The sequence below is a fragment of the Jiangella endophytica genome (assembly GCF_003427025.1).
GTDB classification, from domain to species: domain Bacteria; phylum Actinomycetota; class Actinomycetes; order Jiangellales; family Jiangellaceae; genus Jiangella; species Jiangella endophytica.
Genome location: NZ_QVAI01000014.1, coordinates 1 through 15,409, shown reverse-complemented (window position 1 = coordinate 15,409; position 15,409 = coordinate 1). Strand labels below are relative to the sequence as shown.

The 15,409-nt window shown below is 71.9% G+C and carries 14 protein-coding genes; 9 read left to right on the top strand and 5 right to left on the bottom strand.

Features of this window, described 5'->3' with window-relative positions:
• Positions 1 to 35 precede the first annotated feature (35 nt).
• The 7 genes from DZA62_RS24465 (at position 36) to DZA62_RS24435 (ending at position 5,729) form a co-directional block, all read left to right on the top strand.
• Positions 36 to 209 (top strand): DUF5302 domain-containing protein, encoded by a 174-nt coding sequence (locus DZA62_RS24465; RefSeq protein ID WP_157987881.1) that lies wholly within the window; start codon positions 36 to 38, stop codon positions 207 to 209.
• Between the two features lie 43 nt (positions 210 to 252).
• Positions 253 to 1,122: a bifunctional methylenetetrahydrofolate dehydrogenase/methenyltetrahydrofolate cyclohydrolase gene (locus DZA62_RS24460; protein ID WP_116951569.1), complete on the top strand. Its 870-nt coding sequence runs from the start codon at positions 253 to 255 to the stop codon at positions 1,120 to 1,122.
• 74 nt (positions 1,123 to 1,196) lie between these two features.
• Positions 1,197 to 2,324 (top strand): citrate/2-methylcitrate synthase, encoded by a 1,128-nt coding sequence (locus DZA62_RS24455; RefSeq protein WP_116951568.1) that lies wholly within the window; start codon positions 1,197 to 1,199, stop codon positions 2,322 to 2,324.
• Positions 2,321 to 2,674, top strand: coding sequence for a DUF3017 domain-containing protein (locus DZA62_RS24450; protein WP_198664142.1), 354 nt, complete (start codon positions 2,321 to 2,323; stop codon positions 2,672 to 2,674). The genes DZA62_RS24455 and DZA62_RS24450 overlap by 4 nt, the downstream gene beginning before the upstream one ends.
• 40 nt (positions 2,675 to 2,714) lie before the next feature.
• Positions 2,715 to 3,701: a malate dehydrogenase gene (locus tag DZA62_RS24445; protein ID WP_116951567.1), complete on the top strand. Its 987-nt coding sequence runs from the start codon at positions 2,715 to 2,717 to the stop codon at positions 3,699 to 3,701.
• 55 nt (positions 3,702 to 3,756) lie between these two features.
• Positions 3,757 to 4,974, top strand: a complete 1,218-nt coding sequence (locus tag DZA62_RS24440) for an NADP-dependent isocitrate dehydrogenase (protein ID WP_116951566.1) — start codon at positions 3,757 to 3,759, stop codon at positions 4,972 to 4,974.
• Positions 4,975 to 5,018: 44 nt separating this feature from the next.
• Positions 5,019 to 5,729 carry a hypothetical protein gene (locus DZA62_RS24435; RefSeq protein WP_116951565.1) on the top strand — a complete coding sequence of 237 codons (711 nt, stop codon included), beginning with the start codon at positions 5,019 to 5,021 and terminating at the stop codon, positions 5,727 to 5,729.
• On the opposite strand, the gene DZA62_RS24430 is transcribed toward DZA62_RS24435, so the two are convergent.
• The 5 genes from DZA62_RS24430 to DZA62_RS24410 all read right to left on the bottom strand — a co-directional run bounded on the left by DZA62_RS24430 (position 5,716) and on the right by DZA62_RS24410 (position 11,727).
• Positions 5,716 to 6,807: a DUF4185 domain-containing protein gene (locus tag DZA62_RS24430; RefSeq protein WP_198664141.1), complete on the bottom strand. Its 1,092-nt coding sequence runs from the start codon at positions 6,805 to 6,807 to the stop codon at positions 5,716 to 5,718. The two genes, DZA62_RS24435 and DZA62_RS24430, sit on opposite strands and share 14 nt — an antisense overlap.
• 79 nt (positions 6,808 to 6,886) lie before the next feature.
• Positions 6,887 to 7,888: a LacI family DNA-binding transcriptional regulator gene (locus tag DZA62_RS24425; RefSeq protein ID WP_116951563.1), complete on the bottom strand. Its 1,002-nt coding sequence runs from the start codon at positions 7,886 to 7,888 to the stop codon at positions 6,887 to 6,889.
• 71 nt (positions 7,889 to 7,959) lie between these two features.
• Positions 7,960 to 9,720: a DUF4185 domain-containing protein gene (locus DZA62_RS24420; RefSeq protein WP_157987880.1), complete on the bottom strand. Its 1,761-nt coding sequence runs from the start codon at positions 9,718 to 9,720 to the stop codon at positions 7,960 to 7,962.
• A gap of 1 nt (position 9,721) precedes the next feature.
• Positions 9,722 to 10,819: a glycoside hydrolase family 172 protein gene (locus DZA62_RS24415; protein WP_198664140.1), complete on the bottom strand. Its 1,098-nt coding sequence runs from the start codon at positions 10,817 to 10,819 to the stop codon at positions 9,722 to 9,724.
• A gap of 26 nt (positions 10,820 to 10,845) precedes the next feature.
• Entirely contained in the window at positions 10,846 to 11,727 is an 882-nt protein-coding gene (locus tag DZA62_RS24410) for an ABC transporter substrate-binding protein (RefSeq protein ID WP_116951561.1), read from the bottom strand.
• Positions 11,728 to 11,932: 205 nt separating this feature from the next.
• On the opposite strand from DZA62_RS24410, the gene DZA62_RS24405 reads away from it, so the two are divergent.
• Positions 11,933 to 13,342 (top strand): L-fucose/L-arabinose isomerase family protein, encoded by a 1,410-nt coding sequence (locus tag DZA62_RS24405; protein ID WP_116951560.1) that lies wholly within the window; start codon positions 11,933 to 11,935, stop codon positions 13,340 to 13,342.
• A gap of 2 nt (positions 13,343 to 13,344) precedes the next feature.
• Positions 13,345 to 14,814 (top strand): FGGY-family carbohydrate kinase, encoded by a 1,470-nt coding sequence (locus DZA62_RS24400; RefSeq protein WP_198664139.1) that lies wholly within the window; start codon positions 13,345 to 13,347, stop codon positions 14,812 to 14,814.
• Positions 14,815 to 15,409: the final 595 nt, after the last annotated feature.

The following is a 15,409-nucleotide window of genomic DNA, read 5'->3' as shown; positions in this document are numbered from 1 at the left end:
ATGTCGGCCGGGGCTCGGGGGGTAGGGTGACGAGCATGGCAGCCAAGAAGTCCGGCGGGAACGACGATCTCAAGGCCAAGATGCGCGAGGCCCTCGATCGCAAGAAGTCCGCCGACCACGAGCACCCGGACGACCAAGCGTCCGGCACCGGCCCGTCGCACGAGGACGCGGCGAAGACGCAGCGCATGTTCCGCCGCAAGAGCGGCTGAGCACCGGTCGGCCGCCGGTTCGGGCCATGCGAGAATCAGATACGTGAGCGCAAAGATTCTCGACGGCAAGAACACGGCGGCGACCATCCGTTCCGAGCTCACCGCCCGGGTGAAGGCCCTGGGCGAGCGCGGCGTGGTGCCGGGGCTGGGCACGGTGCTGGTGGGCGACGACCCCGGCAGTCACGCCTACGTCGCCGGCAAGCACCGCGACTGCGCCGAGGTCGGCATCGAGTCGCTCCAGGTCGAGCTCCCCGCCACGGCCACTCAGGCCGAGGTCGAGGCAGCCGTCGCCCAGCTCAACGAGAACCCCGCCTGCCACGGCTTCATCGTCCAGCTGCCCCTGCCGAAGGGCCTGGACGAGGAACGGGTGCTGTCGGCCGTCGACCCCGGCAAGGACGCCGACGGCCTGCACCCGCAGAATCTCGGCAAGCTCGTGCTCATGCAGCCGGCACCGCTGCCGTGCACGCCACGCGGCTGCCTCGAGCTGCTGCGCCGCTATGACGTCCCCGTCGACGGCGCCGAGCTGGTGATCGTCGGACGCGGCGTCACCGCCGGCCGCCCGATGGGCCTGCTGTTCTCGCGGCGCAGCGAGAACGCCACCGTCACCATCTGCCACACCGGCACCCGCGACCTCGCGGGCACGGTGCGGCGGGCCGACATCGTCATCGCCGCGGCCGGCGTGCCGGGGCTCGTCACCGCCGACATGATCAAGCCGGGGGCGGCCGTCCTCGACGTCGGCATCACCCGCGTCGTCGGGCCCGACGGCAAGGGGCGCTACACCGGCGACATCGCGCCCGAGGTGCGCGAGGTCGCCGGCCATCTCGCGCCGATGCCCGGCGGCATCGGCCCCATGACTCGTGCAATGCTGTTGGCCAACGTCGTGGAGGCGGCCGAGGCCGCCGTCCCCGCGTAGGCCGGACCTACGCCCGGCGAGCGGATCGGCGGCCTTGTGCCGGTTCGTTCTTCCCCTTGAGGAGGACTCATTTCATGGCAGAGAAGTCTCCGCGCGGTCTCGCCGACGTCGTGGCCGCGTCCACGTCGATCTCCGACATCGACGGGCGAGCGGGTCGGCTCTCCTACCGCGGCTACGACATCCACGACATCGCCGGGCGCATCTCCTTCGAGGAGTGCGTCCATCTGCTGCAGCGGGGCACGCTGCCCACCCAGGCCGAACTCGACGGCCTGATGGCCGAACTGGCCGACGGCCGCCGCTACGGCGCGGTCGCCACCACGCTGCTGCCGTACGTCGTCACGAGCGGCACCCCGATGGAGGCGCTGCGCACGCTGGTGTCGTCGCTGGCCATCGACGACCCCGACGCCGCCGACCCGTCCATCGAGGCGGACCGCCGCAAGGCCACCCGGCTGGTCGCGCAGATGCCGGTGCTGGTGGCGTCCTACGAGGCGCAGCGGTCCGGCCGCGAGGTCCCCGCGGCCGACCCCGAGCTGGGCATCGCGGGCAACTTCCTGCTGCAGATCACCGGCGAGCGGCCGGCGCCGCGGGCCGCGGAGATCTTCGACGAGTGCCTGGTGCTGCACGCCGACCACACGATGAACGCGTCGACGTTCACCGCTCGGGTCATCGCCGCCACGCTCTCGGACATGCACTCGGCCATCACCGGTGCCATGGGCGCGCTGCGCGGCCCGCTGCACGGCGGCGCCAACGAGGCCGTCATGAAGACGCTCACCTCCATCGAGGGTGAGGCGGACGAGGTCGACGCGTTCGTCCGCGACGAGCTGGCCGCCGGCCGCAAGCTCATGGGCTTCGGCCATCGCGTCTACAAGACCGAGGACCCGCGCGCCACGCACCTGCGCAAGATGAGCGAGGAGCTGGCCGACCTCACCGGCAACGGCCGCTACTACGAGTTCTCCCGCCGCATGGAGCAGGTGGTGCTCGACGAGAAGGGCCTGTACCCGAACGTCGACTTCTTCGCCGCCAGCGTCTACCACGCGCTGGGCATCCCGACCGACCTGTTCACGCCGGTCTTCGCGATCTCGCGGATGAGCGGCTGGACGGCGCACGTCATCGAGCAGCACGAGGACAATCGCCTCATCCGGCCCGACAGCGACTACACCGGGCCGCACGACCAGCAGTGGGTGGAGATCTCGAAGCGGTGAGCACACGCGCCGGTTCCCATCGCGCGGCGGCCAGCAGCCGTTGGGCCCAGGCCGCCGAGCGGCGGCTCATGCCCGCGAGCTGGCTGCGCGCGGTGTTCCGGCAGTGGCCGCTGCTGCTGGTGCTCGCGGTCATCGCGATCGGCACGTACATCGTCGCCGACAACCACTTCCGCCGCGGCACGTTCATCATCGCCGGCGGCGTCTGCCTGGCGGCCATCCTGCGGGCCGTGCTGCCCAGTGGCGTCGCCGGCCTGCTGAAGGTGCGCTCGCGCGCACTCGACCTGCTGACGCTGGGGTTCCTGGGGGCGGGGACCCTGATCGCGTCGCTCATCGTCCCGCCCCCGTCCTGACCCCACGATTCCGTCGCAGCTCACCGAGGAGAGATTCACCATGGCCCAGGCGCCCGTCAACGTCACCGTCACCGGCGCGGCCGGTCAGATCGGCTACGCCCTGCTGTTCCGGGTGGCGTCGGGCCAGCTGCTGGGCGCCGACACCCCGGTGCGGCTGAAGCTGCTGGAGATCCCGCCGGCGGTGAAGGCGGCCGAGGGCACCGCCATGGAGCTCGACGACTGCGCGTTCCCGCTGCTCAGCGGCATCGACATCTACGACGACCCGCGCCAGGCGTTCGACGGCGTCAACGTCGCGCTGCTGGTCGGCGCGCGGCCGCGGACGAAGGGCATGGAGCGCGGCGACCTGCTCGAGGCCAACGGCGGCATCTTCAAGCCGCAGGGCGAGGCGATCAACGCCGGCGCCGCCGACGACGTGCGGGTGCTGGTCGTGGGCAACCCGGCCAACACCAACGCGCTGATCGCGCAGTCGCACGCGCCGGACGTCCCCGCCGAGCGGTTCACCGCGATGACCCGCCTCGACCACAACCGCGCGCTGTCGCAGCTGTCGGCGAAGCTGGGCGTGGGCGTCGCCGACATCAGCAAGCTGACCATCTGGGGCAACCACTCCGCCACCCAGTACCCGGACATCTTCCACGCCGAGGTCGCCGGCAAGCCGGCGTCGGAGCTGGTCGACGAGGCGTGGCTGACCGACGAGTTCATCCCGACGGTCGCCAAGCGCGGCGCCGCCATCATCGAGGCGCGGGGCGCGTCGTCGGCGGCCTCGGCGGCCAACGCGGCCATCGACCACGTCTACGACTGGGTCAACGGCACCGCTGAGGGCGGCTGGACGTCGGCCGCCATCGTCTCCGACGGCTCGTACGGCGTGCCCGAGGGCATCATCTCGTCGTTCCCGGTGGTCTCGCGCGGCGGCGCCTGGGAGATCGTCCAGGGCCTCGACGTCAGCGACTTCTCGCGCCAGCGCATCGACGCATCGGTGCGGGAGCTGACCGAGGAGCGCGACGCGGTGGCGGCGCTCGGCCTGATCTGACCGTCTGTTATCTTGACGTCGAGACAAACATTCTCATCCAGGAGTTGCTGACATCATGGCGAAGATCAAGGTAGCCGGGCCCGTCGTCGAGCTCGACGGCGACGAGATGACGCGGATCATCTGGGCGTTCATCAAGGATCGTCTGATCCACCCGTACCTCGACATCGACCTGCGCTACTTCGACCTCGGCATCGAGCACCGTGATGCCACCGACGACCAGGTGACCATCGACGCCGCCAACGCCATCAAGGAGCACGGCGTCGGCGTCAAGTGCGCCACCATCACGCCCGATGAGGCCCGGGTCGAGGAGTTCGGCCTGAAGAAGATGTGGGTCTCGCCCAACGGCACCATCCGCAACATCCTCGGCGGCGTGGTGTTCCGCGAGCCGATCATCATCTCGAACATCCCGCGCCTGGTCCCGGGCTGGACCAAGCCGATCATCATCGGCCGCCACGCCCACGGCGACCAGTACAAGGCCACCAACTTCAAGGTGCCCGGCGCCGGCGAGCTGACCATCACCTTCACGCCGGCCGACGGCTCCGAGCCGATCCAGCACGTCGTCGCGAACTACGGCGACGACGGCGGCGTGGCCATGGGCATGTACAACTACAACAAGTCCATCGAGGACTTCGCCCGGGCCTCGTTCGCGTACGGCCTGCAGCGCGGCTACCCGGTGTACATGTCGACGAAGAACACCATCCTCAAGGCCTACGACGGCGCCTTCAAGGACATCTTCGCCGACGTCTTCGAGCGCGAGTTCAAGGCCGAGTTCGAGCAGGCGGGGCTCACCTATGAGCACCGCCTCATCGACGACATGGTCGCGGCCGCACTGAAGTGGGAGGGCGGCTACGTCTGGGCCTGCAAGAACTACGACGGCGACGTCCAGTCCGACACCGTCGCCCAGGGCTTCGGCTCGCTCGGCCTCATGACGTCGGTGCTGATGACCCCCGACGGCAAGACCGTCGAGGCCGAGGCCGCGCACGGCACCGTCACCCGGCACTACCGCCAGCACCAGGCCGGCAAGCCGACCTCCACCAACCCGATCGCCTCGATCTACGCGTGGACCGGCGGTCTCAAGCACCGCGGCAAGCTCGACAACACCCCCGAGGTCACCGCGTTCGCCGAGACCCTCGAGGACGTCATCATCAAGACCGTCGAGTCCGGCGTCATGACGAAGGACCTCGCCCTGCTGGTCGGCCCGGACCAGGAGTGGAAGACCACCGAGGACTTCCTCGGCGCGCTCGACGAGAACCTCGCCAAGCGCCTGGTCTAGAAACCGCGTCGCCGTGCGGCCGGGTCGCGCCTAGGCTCGGCCGCATGGTGGACGACGAGACCTTCCGCGCCCTCGCGCGCTCGTCGCCGTGGCGGTGGCGGTCGGTGGAACTGACCCGCACGCTCGTCGGCGACGCCATCACGGCCGACCACGCGGTACGGGCCTGGATCGACCGGCCCGGCCGCATGCGCGTCGTCGAGCCCGACGGCACCGAGCACCTGGTCGACGAGACCCCCGCCGAGCGCGGGCTGGTGCTCGTCGGCAGCTCCGACGGGTCGCCGGTGGAACAGCCGGTCATCACCGTCCCGCTCGACCCCGAGGCTCCGCAGCCGGTGCGCCGGCCCGACGGCCTGGTCGCCCGGCGGCCGTCCGACGTCACCGTGGCCTACGACGACCCGATGTACGAGAACTACCTGTGGGTCGCCATGCTCGACCCCGTCGAGCTGTCCGGCGGCGTCGACGTGCTGTCGGTGCGCGAGACGGTCCGCGAGGGCCGCGACACCCTCGAGGCCACTGTCCGGCCCACCGCCGGGTACGACCCGCGCTGCACCTGCTGCGCGCTGCTGTTCGGCGAGGTCGCGGCCGGGCTGCTGCGCGCCGAGGGCGGGCCGGAGCCGGAGGACCGCGCGTTCGCCGACGAGTTCTCCGTCGCCCTCGACGTCGAGACCGGCATCTGTGTGCTGCTGCGCGAACTCGGCGGCGACGACGACGGCGCCGGCTTCGACGTCAGCCTCGCCGCCGTCACCGCGGTGTGAGTGTCGAGCGCATCAGCGTCACGTTGTACGGACCCCACTGGGTGAGCGCGAAATACAGGTCCGGCCCGCTGGACCACGGGTGCAGGAAGCCGCCGTACAGCGCCGGGTACTCCGCGCCGTCGACGAGGACCTGCTCGTCGCCCCAGGGGCCGGTCGGGCGGGGCGCGTCGCGCAGCACGATCTGGGCCCGCGACTCGTCGAGGTAGGTCATCAGCCAGCGGCCGGTGTACTCGTTGTACTGCACGGACAGCTCGCCGATCGGGCCCTCGGCGACGGGCGCGGCGGCGGCCTCCGAACGCGACCAGCCGGCTCCGTCCCAGTAGCGGTACGCGTCCTTGTCCAGCACCTTGCCGGCCGCGACGCGGGCCACGTGCGCGTCGCCCCAGCGGCCGTTCGGCGTGCCGAACAGGTAGACGTGGCCGCCGTGCCGGGCGAATGCGGTCATCTGGAAGTCGTTGTCCCACTCCGGCGTGTTCGGCCAGACGGCGTCAGGGTCCTTCGTCCACGTCTCGCCGTCGTCGTCGGACCAGGCGATGCCGGAGTGGTTGGTGAACCAGGTGCCGGCCGGGCCCCAGTGGTTCACCGACATGTAGTGGATGAAGCTGCGGCCGTCGACCGCGATGCCGGCGGTCGGGATGACCGTCTCCTCGACGCCGTTCTGCTTCAGGCAGTCCAGCAGCTGGCCGGCGTGGCCGGGGCGGTCCTGCACCATGGTGTCGAACGCCATGCCGTCGGCGAGGTCGCGGTCGGACGACGTCGCCAGCACGTTGCAGCGCCAGTCCGCCTCGCGCGGCCCGGCGCCGTTGCCGCCCCAGCCCTCGCCGTAGGTGTCGCCGAAGGCCATCAGCACCTCGCCGGCGTCGTTGTCCCACATGATGCCCAGGTCGGTGGCGTGCACCTGGTAGTTCGCGGCGGTCTCGTTGATCGAGCCGGCGCCGGTGAGCAGCGCCACCGGCTCGCCGCGCGTGACGCCCACGCCGTCGGCCGGTGACGCGGACTCGGGCTCGGCGGCGGAGGCGACGAGGGCGGCGGCGAGCACCACGCCGGCGCCGGTGACGGTCGTCATCAGGGGTCGCACGAGGTCTCCTTCGACGTCGGCGCAGGCTCGGAAATCGATTTCCAGCCTAGGAGTGCCGATGCCGGCGGGTCAAGGGCGGTCAGGCCTGCCGGATCGAGCTGGCCCGCACCTGCAGCTCCGTGGGCAGCACGACGCGGGTGACGTCGGCGCCGGGCTTGGTCAGCCGCCGGGTGAGCAGCTGGCCGGCCTGCCGGCCGACCTCGTAGGCCGGCTGCGCCACCGTCGTCAGCGTGGGCCGGATGAGGTCGGCCCACGGGATGGAGTCGAAGCCCACCACGGCGATGTCGGACGGAATGGCGCGCGAACGCTGCACCAGGCACTCGAGGGCGCCGACCGTCATGAGGTTGTTCGCCGCGAACAGCGCGTCGGGCTCGGCGCCGTCGTCGAGCAGCGACGCCATGGCCTCGTAGCCGCCGCGCTCGCGGAAGTCGGCGTACCGCACCAGCGCGGGGTCCAGCGGCAGCCCGGCCGTGGCGAGCGCGCGCCGGTAGCCGTCGTAGCGCGAGGTGGCGGTGCTGAGCCAGCGTGGCCCGCCGATGCAGGCGATGCGGCGGTAGCCCTGCTCGACGAGGTGGGTGGTGGCCAGTTCGGCGCCGTGCTCGTTGTCGACCAGGACGGTGTCGGTGCGCGGCCCCTGCAGTTCGCGGTCGATGACGATGACCGGGCAGCCGGCGTCGAGCAGCAGTTTGACGTCGTCGACGCGGTTGGACGACGGCGAGATGATGACGCCGGCCATCTGCTCGGTGAGCGCCGCGGCGATGTAGTTGGACTCCTTCTCCGGGTTCTCGTCGCTGTTGCAGAGCACGACGGAGTACCCGGCGGCCAGCGCGATGTCCTCGACGCCGCGGACCATGGCGGTGAAGAACGGGTTCTCGACGTCGGAGATGATGACCGCCCACAGCGTGGTGCGGCTGCGGCGCAGGTTGCGGGCGACGGCGTTGCGGCGGTAGCCCAGCTCGGCGACGGACGACGTGACCCGCTCCGCCAGGGCGGGGTCGACCTGGGTGTGGCCGTTGAGCACGCGCGAGACCGTGGCCGCCGAGACCCCGGCGTGGCGGGCGACGTCGTAGATCGTGACCACCCGGACCCCCTCCCTCGCCGACCGCTGGCGTCGTTAGATCCTAATCCAGGGTGGAATCGATTTCCGAGCAATTATCCGTAGTACACCTCCAGCTCCGCGACCGAGGTGAACCGCGCGGCGCCGCCCGGGCGGCCGATCAGCCGCACGCCGTCGCCCCAGGTGTCGTCGAAGGTGAACGTGAAAGTCCGGAACGGTCCGGCGGTGTCGTCGGCAGGGTAGGGCGGGTCGGCGGCCAGGCCGGTGACGTCGTGCGACACGTGCTCGCGGCGCACCTGCACACGCGGGCCGCCGTCCGCGAGGTCGAACCAGCCGCCGTCGGGGAACATCCCGCCCGTCGTGTAGACGACCCGGTTGACGTTCAGAGCGCGCGGCCAGGTGTAGCCCCACCAGTCGGTGTCCTTCGCCGCCCCGTTCCAGCTGTCCTCGCTCAGGTCGGCGCGGCCGTCGGCCAGGTAGGCATCGTGCCCGTAGTGCGACGTCGTGTCGGCGACGACGGCGCCCGGCTCGTCGCGGGCCAGGTTGCGGCCGGGATCGCGCGGATTCGCGGGCTCGGTCGTCCGGTACGGCTCGAGGCGGAGCCGGCGCAGCGAGAAGTGGTAGGTGTTCGACGGGTGACCGACGCCGACGAACCAGTTGGCCTGCACCCACAACTCCCGGCCGTCGGCGCTCATGAACTTCGACGGCGCCACGGTGCCGTACCCGCCGTTCTTCGGGCCGGGCGTGCCGGGGTCGTCGCCCCACCACGGGTACGGCCCGAAGTCCTTGTGCAGGAACAGCCGCCACGGCCCCCACGGCGAGGGCGCCTCGTAGAACTCGAAGGTGTGCTCGGTCCACGACAGGTACAGGTAGCGGCCCAGCGCCGGGTTGTGCACGACGCAGCCCTGGGAGAGCACGGAGTTGCCGTCCGGGGTGACCACACCGGGGCGCACACGACGCTCGTCGTGCAGCACGGCGGCCCGCGCGTCGATGTCGTCGCTCCACACCGGCCGGTCGCCGTCGAGGCCGGCGAAGAACCGCCAGGCCGACCGGTCGGTGACCGCGCCGACGGGCACCCGGGCCAGCCACAGGTCCAGCGGGTCGGCGACGATGCCGGTGAACGAGTCGCGCCAGTTCCGATCCAGCGCGTACGCGTAGACGTACCCCGCGTCGTCCGGCCCGAGCGCCGACGCGCCGCTGTTGCTCTGACCGAAGTCGAGGAAGAACACCGTCGTGAACACGTGGCCGGTGAACATCGGCGCGGCGTCCCACTGCCAGGTGCGGCCGTAGTCCGTGGAGCGTACGATGGTCGCCGTCGGCGCCTCGTCGAACGCGCCGTCGCCGTGCCGGAGGTCCTGCACGGCCAAGTAGAGCTCGTCGCGGCCGTCACCGTCGCCGTCGACGGCCACCATGCCGGTGGGCTTGCGGTTGAACCGCGCGGGGTCGCCCCAGATCGGCGCGACCTGGTCGCCCGCGGGCAGCCGGGCGCCGCTGATGCCGGTGGCCGGGGTGCCGTCGACGCGGTTCACGACGATGTCCGACCACGGCTGGTCGGAGAAACCGCGGCCGTCGCCGTTGGCCGAGTACAGCGCACCGTCGTCGGCCCAGGTGGCCGGCCACAGGTCGCCGTCGCTCGGGGTGGCCAGCTCGCGCTGGTACGCGACCGTCGCGGTGGCGAAGAAGGTGCTGGTGAGCGGCGGCAGCGCACGGGCGGGCCCGCTCGGCGGCGGAACCGGAGCCGCCGCCGCGAGCTGCCGTCCGCCCGGGGTCAGCCCGGACCAGCCCGCCGCCGCGGCCGCACCGCCGAGCAGCACGGCCCGGCGGCCGATCGCCGCCGGGTCCGGCCGCCCGGGCACGTCAGTCCACCTCCATGGCCATGAGGTCCGGCGCCGTCGGCCGTCGCGTGAGCGCCGGCGCGTCCAGATAGAACAGCGCGGTCGAGGCGATGTCGTCGCTGGTGGGGCGGTACCGGTGCGGGAGCCCGTTGTGGTGGCCGGGGCCGATGCCGAGGCTCTGGACGGTGACGCGCAGGTCGGCGCCGAACCGGATCGGGTCCGGCACGTGCCAGCGGTACATGCCGAACCGCTGCTGGCTGGAGTAGAGGCCGTCCGGCCGCAGCACCTGGTGCAGGCCGAGGTAGGGCGTGCTGAACGTGGTGTAGCCCTGCCCGGGGACGTCGAAGTTCCAGGCGCCGCCGAAGTAGTCCTCGGTGCCGGTGCCGCAGATGGTGGGGAACTCGTCGTCGCCGTCGAGGTAGAACTTCAGCTCGCCCTCGCCCCACCAGCCGGGATCGTTGACGCCCCACGCCAGGTAGGTGCCGACGTAGTGGCCGGCGCCCTCGACGCCGTCGAGCACGGTGTGCACCTCGCCGCGCGGCACCGGGTGGCTGCGCCGCCACTGAGCATGCAGGTACGCGGCGTCGTCGGCGACGTCACCCAGCTCGTAGTCGATCTGGTAGTAGAGGATGACGTCCTCGGCCGACACGTTCTCCAGCGTGACGCGTGCGGCGCTGCGGAACGGCATCGGCCAGTAGGCGTTGAAGCCGCCGTTCGGGTTCACCGCCACGGTCTGCGACGACACCTGGCTGAACGCGTTCCAGCCCTGGCAGAAGAAGTCGCCCAGCGGCACCTCGACGGCGGGCGCCTGCGCGCCGTCCCAGTACATCCGCAGCACGGTGCCCCGCCACGCGCGGTGCGGCGCAGTAGTGCACCAGACGTGCGTGATGACGCCGGCCCCCTCGATCTCGCCCAGAACGGCGGTCTCGCCGGGCGCGATGCGGATGCTGGGTGAGATCTTCCAGCCGCGGCCGAGGGCGCCGGCGGCCTGCGCCCCGGTGCCCTCGGTGGCCATGCCGCCACGGCCCTTCTCGCCGGTGGGGTTCTCGGCACTGATCGAGCGGCTGACGCGGGACGAGCGGCGGGCCAGGGACTGCAGGCCGGTCGGGTCGTCGAGCACGGGCACTCCTTCGTCGTCGAGCGGGGTCACTTCATACCGGAGGTCTTGATGGACTCCACGATGCGCCGCTGGAAGATCGCGAACGCCAGCAGGGTCGGCACCGCGGCGACGGTGGCGCCGTCGGAGTCGAAGCCGCTGAGGCCGCCGCCTCCGCTGACGACCTCGCCGCCGCCCTGCCACATCCACGGGTACCAGACGAAGTTCTGGTAGTAGTCCTGCGTGGTCGGGAAGACCAGGCCGCCCTGGCCGGCTGACACGAGCCGGTCGCTGACGGCGATGAGGTCGTCCCAGGTGGCCGGCAGATCGCCCTCGGAGAGACCGGCCTGTTCGAACGCCGGCCGGCTGTAGTAGAGCGCGAGCGGCTCGATCTCCATGGGCAGGGCGTAGACCTTGTCGCCGATCATGCGCGTGGCCATGTTGTCGGCGAAGAAGTCGTCCACCGCCTCCTGGGTCAGGTGCGGGGTGATCTCGGCCAGCACGTTCCCGTTGAGGTAGCGGGCGATGTCACCGGGGCTGATCAGGAAGATGTCCGGGCCTTCGCCCGCGGAGAACGCGGTGGCCAGCTTCTCGCTGCCGAGGGCCGCCGCGTAGACGAGCTCGATCTGCTGCTCGTTCTCGGCGTTCCAGCGGTCGACGGTGTCGTGCATCCAGCCGGCCCGGGCCAGCAGAGCCGGGTCCTCGTTCGGTGCGGGCGCGTAGAAGTTCCAGAACTGCAGCGGTTCCGACGCCGACGCGGATCGGCCGCCGCACGCGCTCAGCAGGCCGGGCGCGGTGATCGCTCCGGTCAGTGCCGCGGACAGGCCGAGGAAGCGCCGTCGGGACGGTCTCGGGGCGAGGGTGGGTGCGGGATCGAGGCCGGGGCCGGGCCCGGACGGGAGTCCGGACCGGTGACCGGGTGGAGATGGCATGCCCGCTCCTCAGCAATCGATTGCTTGCTGTGACGCAGAGGTTAACGCCGCGCAACAGTGCGGTCAACACTCTGGACTGGATGTATGCCGAAATGGCAGGACATCGCTGGTGACGGGGTAGGCCCGGCGTTGACACTGGAGGGGGCCTCGCCTAGCGTGTGGGCAATCGATTTCTGCTTGTGGACGACGTGATGGGAGTGGCCTCGTGGCACGTATCGGCCTGTTGACGATCTCCGACGGACGCGATTTCGTGCACCGCGACATCGCGGACTGGGCCCGCTCGTCGGAGGACGCGATCGCCGCGGCGCTCGAGGGCGCCGGGCACGAGGTGGTCCGGGCGCCGGAGCTGGTGTGGACCAACGAGCTGGCGTCCAGCCAGGCGCGGCTGGTCGCCGAGGCACGGCCCGACGTCACGATCTTCAACTACTCGGTGTGGGCGTTCCCGCACTTCTCCATGCTCGCCGCCGACGCCACTCCGGGGCCGCTGGTGCTGCTGTCGAACATCGACCCCGTGCAGCCGGGCATGGTCGGCATGCTGGCCGCGGGCGGCGCGCTGGACCAGATCGGCCGCGTCCACGGCCGGGTCTGGGGCGACGTCGCCGACCCGGCGACGCTGGAGCGGCTGCTCGTCCACGTCCGCGCGGCGCAGGCGGTCGGCGGGCTGCGAGGGAGCACGTTCGGCCGGTTCGGCGGCCGCCCGATGGGCATGTACACCGCCGTCGCGAACACCGACCAGTGGCTGGCGACCTTCGGCGTCGACGTCGAGGAGATCGACCAGTGGGAGATCGTCCGCCGGTCCGAGCTGGTCGAGGCGTCGCGCGCCAGGGCCGGCCGGGAGTGGCTGGAGAAGCACGCCAACGTCCACTACGACGGCAAGCAGCTCACCCCCGAGTTGCTGGAGCGGCAGATCCGCTCGTACCACGCGGTGCGTGAGCTGATCGACGAGTGGAACCTCGACTTCTCCGGCATCAAGGGCCAGCCGGAGCTGACGACGCACTTCACCACCATGGACATCACCGAGGCGTTCCTCAACGACCCGTACGACTGGGAGGGTCCGAAGGCGACCCACGTCACCGCGACGGAGTCGGACATGGACGCCGCGCTGACCATGCAGATCCTGAAGCTGATCTCCGGCGACCCGGTGCTCTTCGCCGACGTGCGGCACTACCACGCCGACCGCGACATCTGGGACATGGCCAACTCCGGCCAGCACGCCACCTGGTACGCCGCCCGCAGCGACGACCCGGCCGAGAATCTGCGCCGCGTCCACCTGTACCCGGAGGTGTTCTTCTTCCCGGCCGGCGGCGCGTCCGTGCACCACATCGCGGCGCCCGGCGACATGACGCTGGCCCGGCTGACCCGGCACAGCGGCCGCTACCGCATGCAGGTGGTGCGCGGCGCATTCGAGGACTACGGCGACGAGGTCAACGAGCAGCTCGCGCGGCAGTCGACGTTCGAGTGGCCGCACGCGTTCACCCGCATGGACGTCCCGGCCGACGAGTTCCTGTCCCGGTTCGGTGCCAACCACATCCACGCGGTCCCCGGCGACTACGTGGCCGAGCTGGAGCAGGTCTGCCGGCTGCTGGACGTCGACTTCCAGCGACTGGGCGGGTAGGGGTGTTCGTCCTCGGCATCGACATCGGGACGGCCAGCAGCAAGGCCGTCCTGGCGTCGACCGGCGGCGAGGTGGTCGCCGTCGAGGTCGTCGAGCACGACACCCAGCGGCCGCGGCCCGGCTGGGTCGAGCAGGACGCCGACGCCGTCTGGTGGGCGGACGTGTGCGAACTGAGCCGGCGGCTGACGAAGCGGTTCCCCGCCGGGTCCATCGGTGCGGTGTGCGTCAGCGGCATCGGGCCGACGGCGCTGGTGGCCGGGGCGGACGGGGTGCCGCTGCGGCCCGCGATCCTCTACGGCGTCGACACCCGCGCCGTCGGGCAGGCGGCGTCGTTGTCGTCGCGTCTCGGCGAGGACGCCGTACTGGAGCGGTGCGGGTCGCGGTTGTCGTCGCAGTCGGCCGGGCCGAAGCTGGCCTGGATCCGCGAGAACGAGCCCGACGTGTGGGCCCGGGCGCGGTACTTCTTCATGGCCAACGGCTACGTCGTGTACCGCCTGACCGGCGAGTACGTCCTCGACCACCACTCGGCGAACCAGGCCCAGCCGCTGTACGACCGGCACCGCGGCGAGTGGATCGCCGAATGGGCCGACGTCGTCGCGCCCGGGTTGGCGCTGCCGTCGCTGCGCTGGCCCACGGACATCGCCGGTCACGTGACGGCGGACGCGGCGGCCGCGACCGGGCTGCGGGCCGGCACGCCGGTCGCCGTCGGCACCATCGACGCCTGGGCCGAGGCCGAGAGCGTCGACGTCAGGCAGCCCGGCGACGTGATGATCATGTACGGCTCGACGATGTTCTTCATCGCCGTGACGTCCTCGCCCGTCGCCCATCCCCAGCTGTGGGGGACCGCCGGCCAGCACCCGGGCCTGCACACGCTGGCCGGTGGCATGGCCAGCTCCGGGTCGATCACCGGCTGGTTCCGCGACCTCACCGGCGGCCGGCCGTACGCCTCCCTGCTGGCGGACGCGGCTGCGGTGCCGGCCGGTTCGGACGGCCTGCTGGCGCTGCCCTACTTCGACGGCGAGCGGACCCCGTTCGCCGACCCGGACGCCCGCGGGGTGCTGGCCGGACTGTCGCTGCGCCACGGCGCCGGCCACGTCTACAGGGCGCTGCTCGAGGCGACCGCGTTCGGCGTGCGGCACAACCTGGGCGAGTTCGCCGCCGCCGGTGTCGAGGCGAAACGGGTGGTCGCGGTCGGCGGCGGGACGCAGGGCGACCTGTGGACCGGCATCGTCAGCAGCGCGGCCGGGGTGACGCAGGAGGTGCCCGCGGTCACGGTCGGCGCCGCCTACGGCGACGCGAAGTTCGCCGCGGTGGCACTCGGCGTCGCCGATCGCGACACGGCATGGAACGGCGGCGGCGTCACCGTCGCGCCCGACCCCGCCGACGCCGAGGTGTACGACCGCCTGTTCCCGCTCTATCGCGAGCTGCACGAGCGGACGGCGGACGTACAGCACGCGCTCGCCCGGGGGTGAGAGGCCCGTATCGCGGTTCGCGGGCGGTGGGCATGCGGTCCCGCGCTGGCGGGTAGGCGTGCAGCTCGCGGGCCGGGGGTGAGGGTGCCGGCGCCGCGGTGCGCGGGCGGTGGGCGTGCGGTCCCGCGCTGGCGGGTAGGCGTGCAGCTCGCGCGGGCCGGGGGTGAGGGTGCCGGCGCCGCGGTGCGCGGGCGGTCGGCGTGCAGTACGCGCGGGCGCGGGGGCGAGCGTGCCGCGCCGTGGGCTGGCGGGCGGTGGGCATGCGGTACGCGCTGGCGCGGGGGCGAGGGGCCCCGTCCTCGATCGCGGGCGGCGTCTGCCGTCGAGCACCGTGGCTCGTGCCGCGGCGCGACGCCGGGTCCAGACCCCGCCCGGCTGGGAGGGGCCCACCCTACGGGCGGGCACCGACACCCATCACCGACTCCACCAAGAGCCTGCGCTGTCAGGCGGACGGGGCGTCAGGCGACGGTGAGCGACTGGGAGTCTGACGACGGTGGGGCGACGGCGGCGTCTGGCGACGGTGAGGGACGGGCGTCTGGTGACGGTCGCGACTGGGAGTTCGGCGGCGTCTGGTGACGGTCGCGACTGGGAGTTC

Excerpts from the sequence above, each read along its gene's own strand:
- DZA62_RS24435 (WP_116951565.1), top strand. The coding sequence starts at position 5,019 with ATGGTGGACGACGAGACCTTCCGCGCCCTCGCGCGCTCGTCGCCGTGG.
- DZA62_RS24440 (WP_116951566.1), top strand. The coding sequence starts at position 3,757 with ATGGCGAAGATCAAGGTAGCCGGGCCCGTCGTCGAGCTCGACGGCGAC.
- DZA62_RS24465 (WP_157987881.1), top strand. The coding sequence starts at position 36 with ATGGCAGCCAAGAAGTCCGGCGGGAACGACGATCTCAAGGCCAAGATG.
- DZA62_RS24455 (WP_116951568.1), top strand. The coding sequence starts at position 1,197 with ATGGCAGAGAAGTCTCCGCGCGGTCTCGCCGACGTCGTGGCCGCGTCC.
- DZA62_RS24445 (WP_116951567.1), top strand. The coding sequence starts at position 2,715 with ATGGCCCAGGCGCCCGTCAACGTCACCGTCACCGGCGCGGCCGGTCAG.
- DZA62_RS24410 (WP_116951561.1), bottom strand. The coding sequence starts at position 11,727 with ATGCCATCTCCACCCGGTCACCGGTCCGGACTCCCGTCCGGGCCCGGC.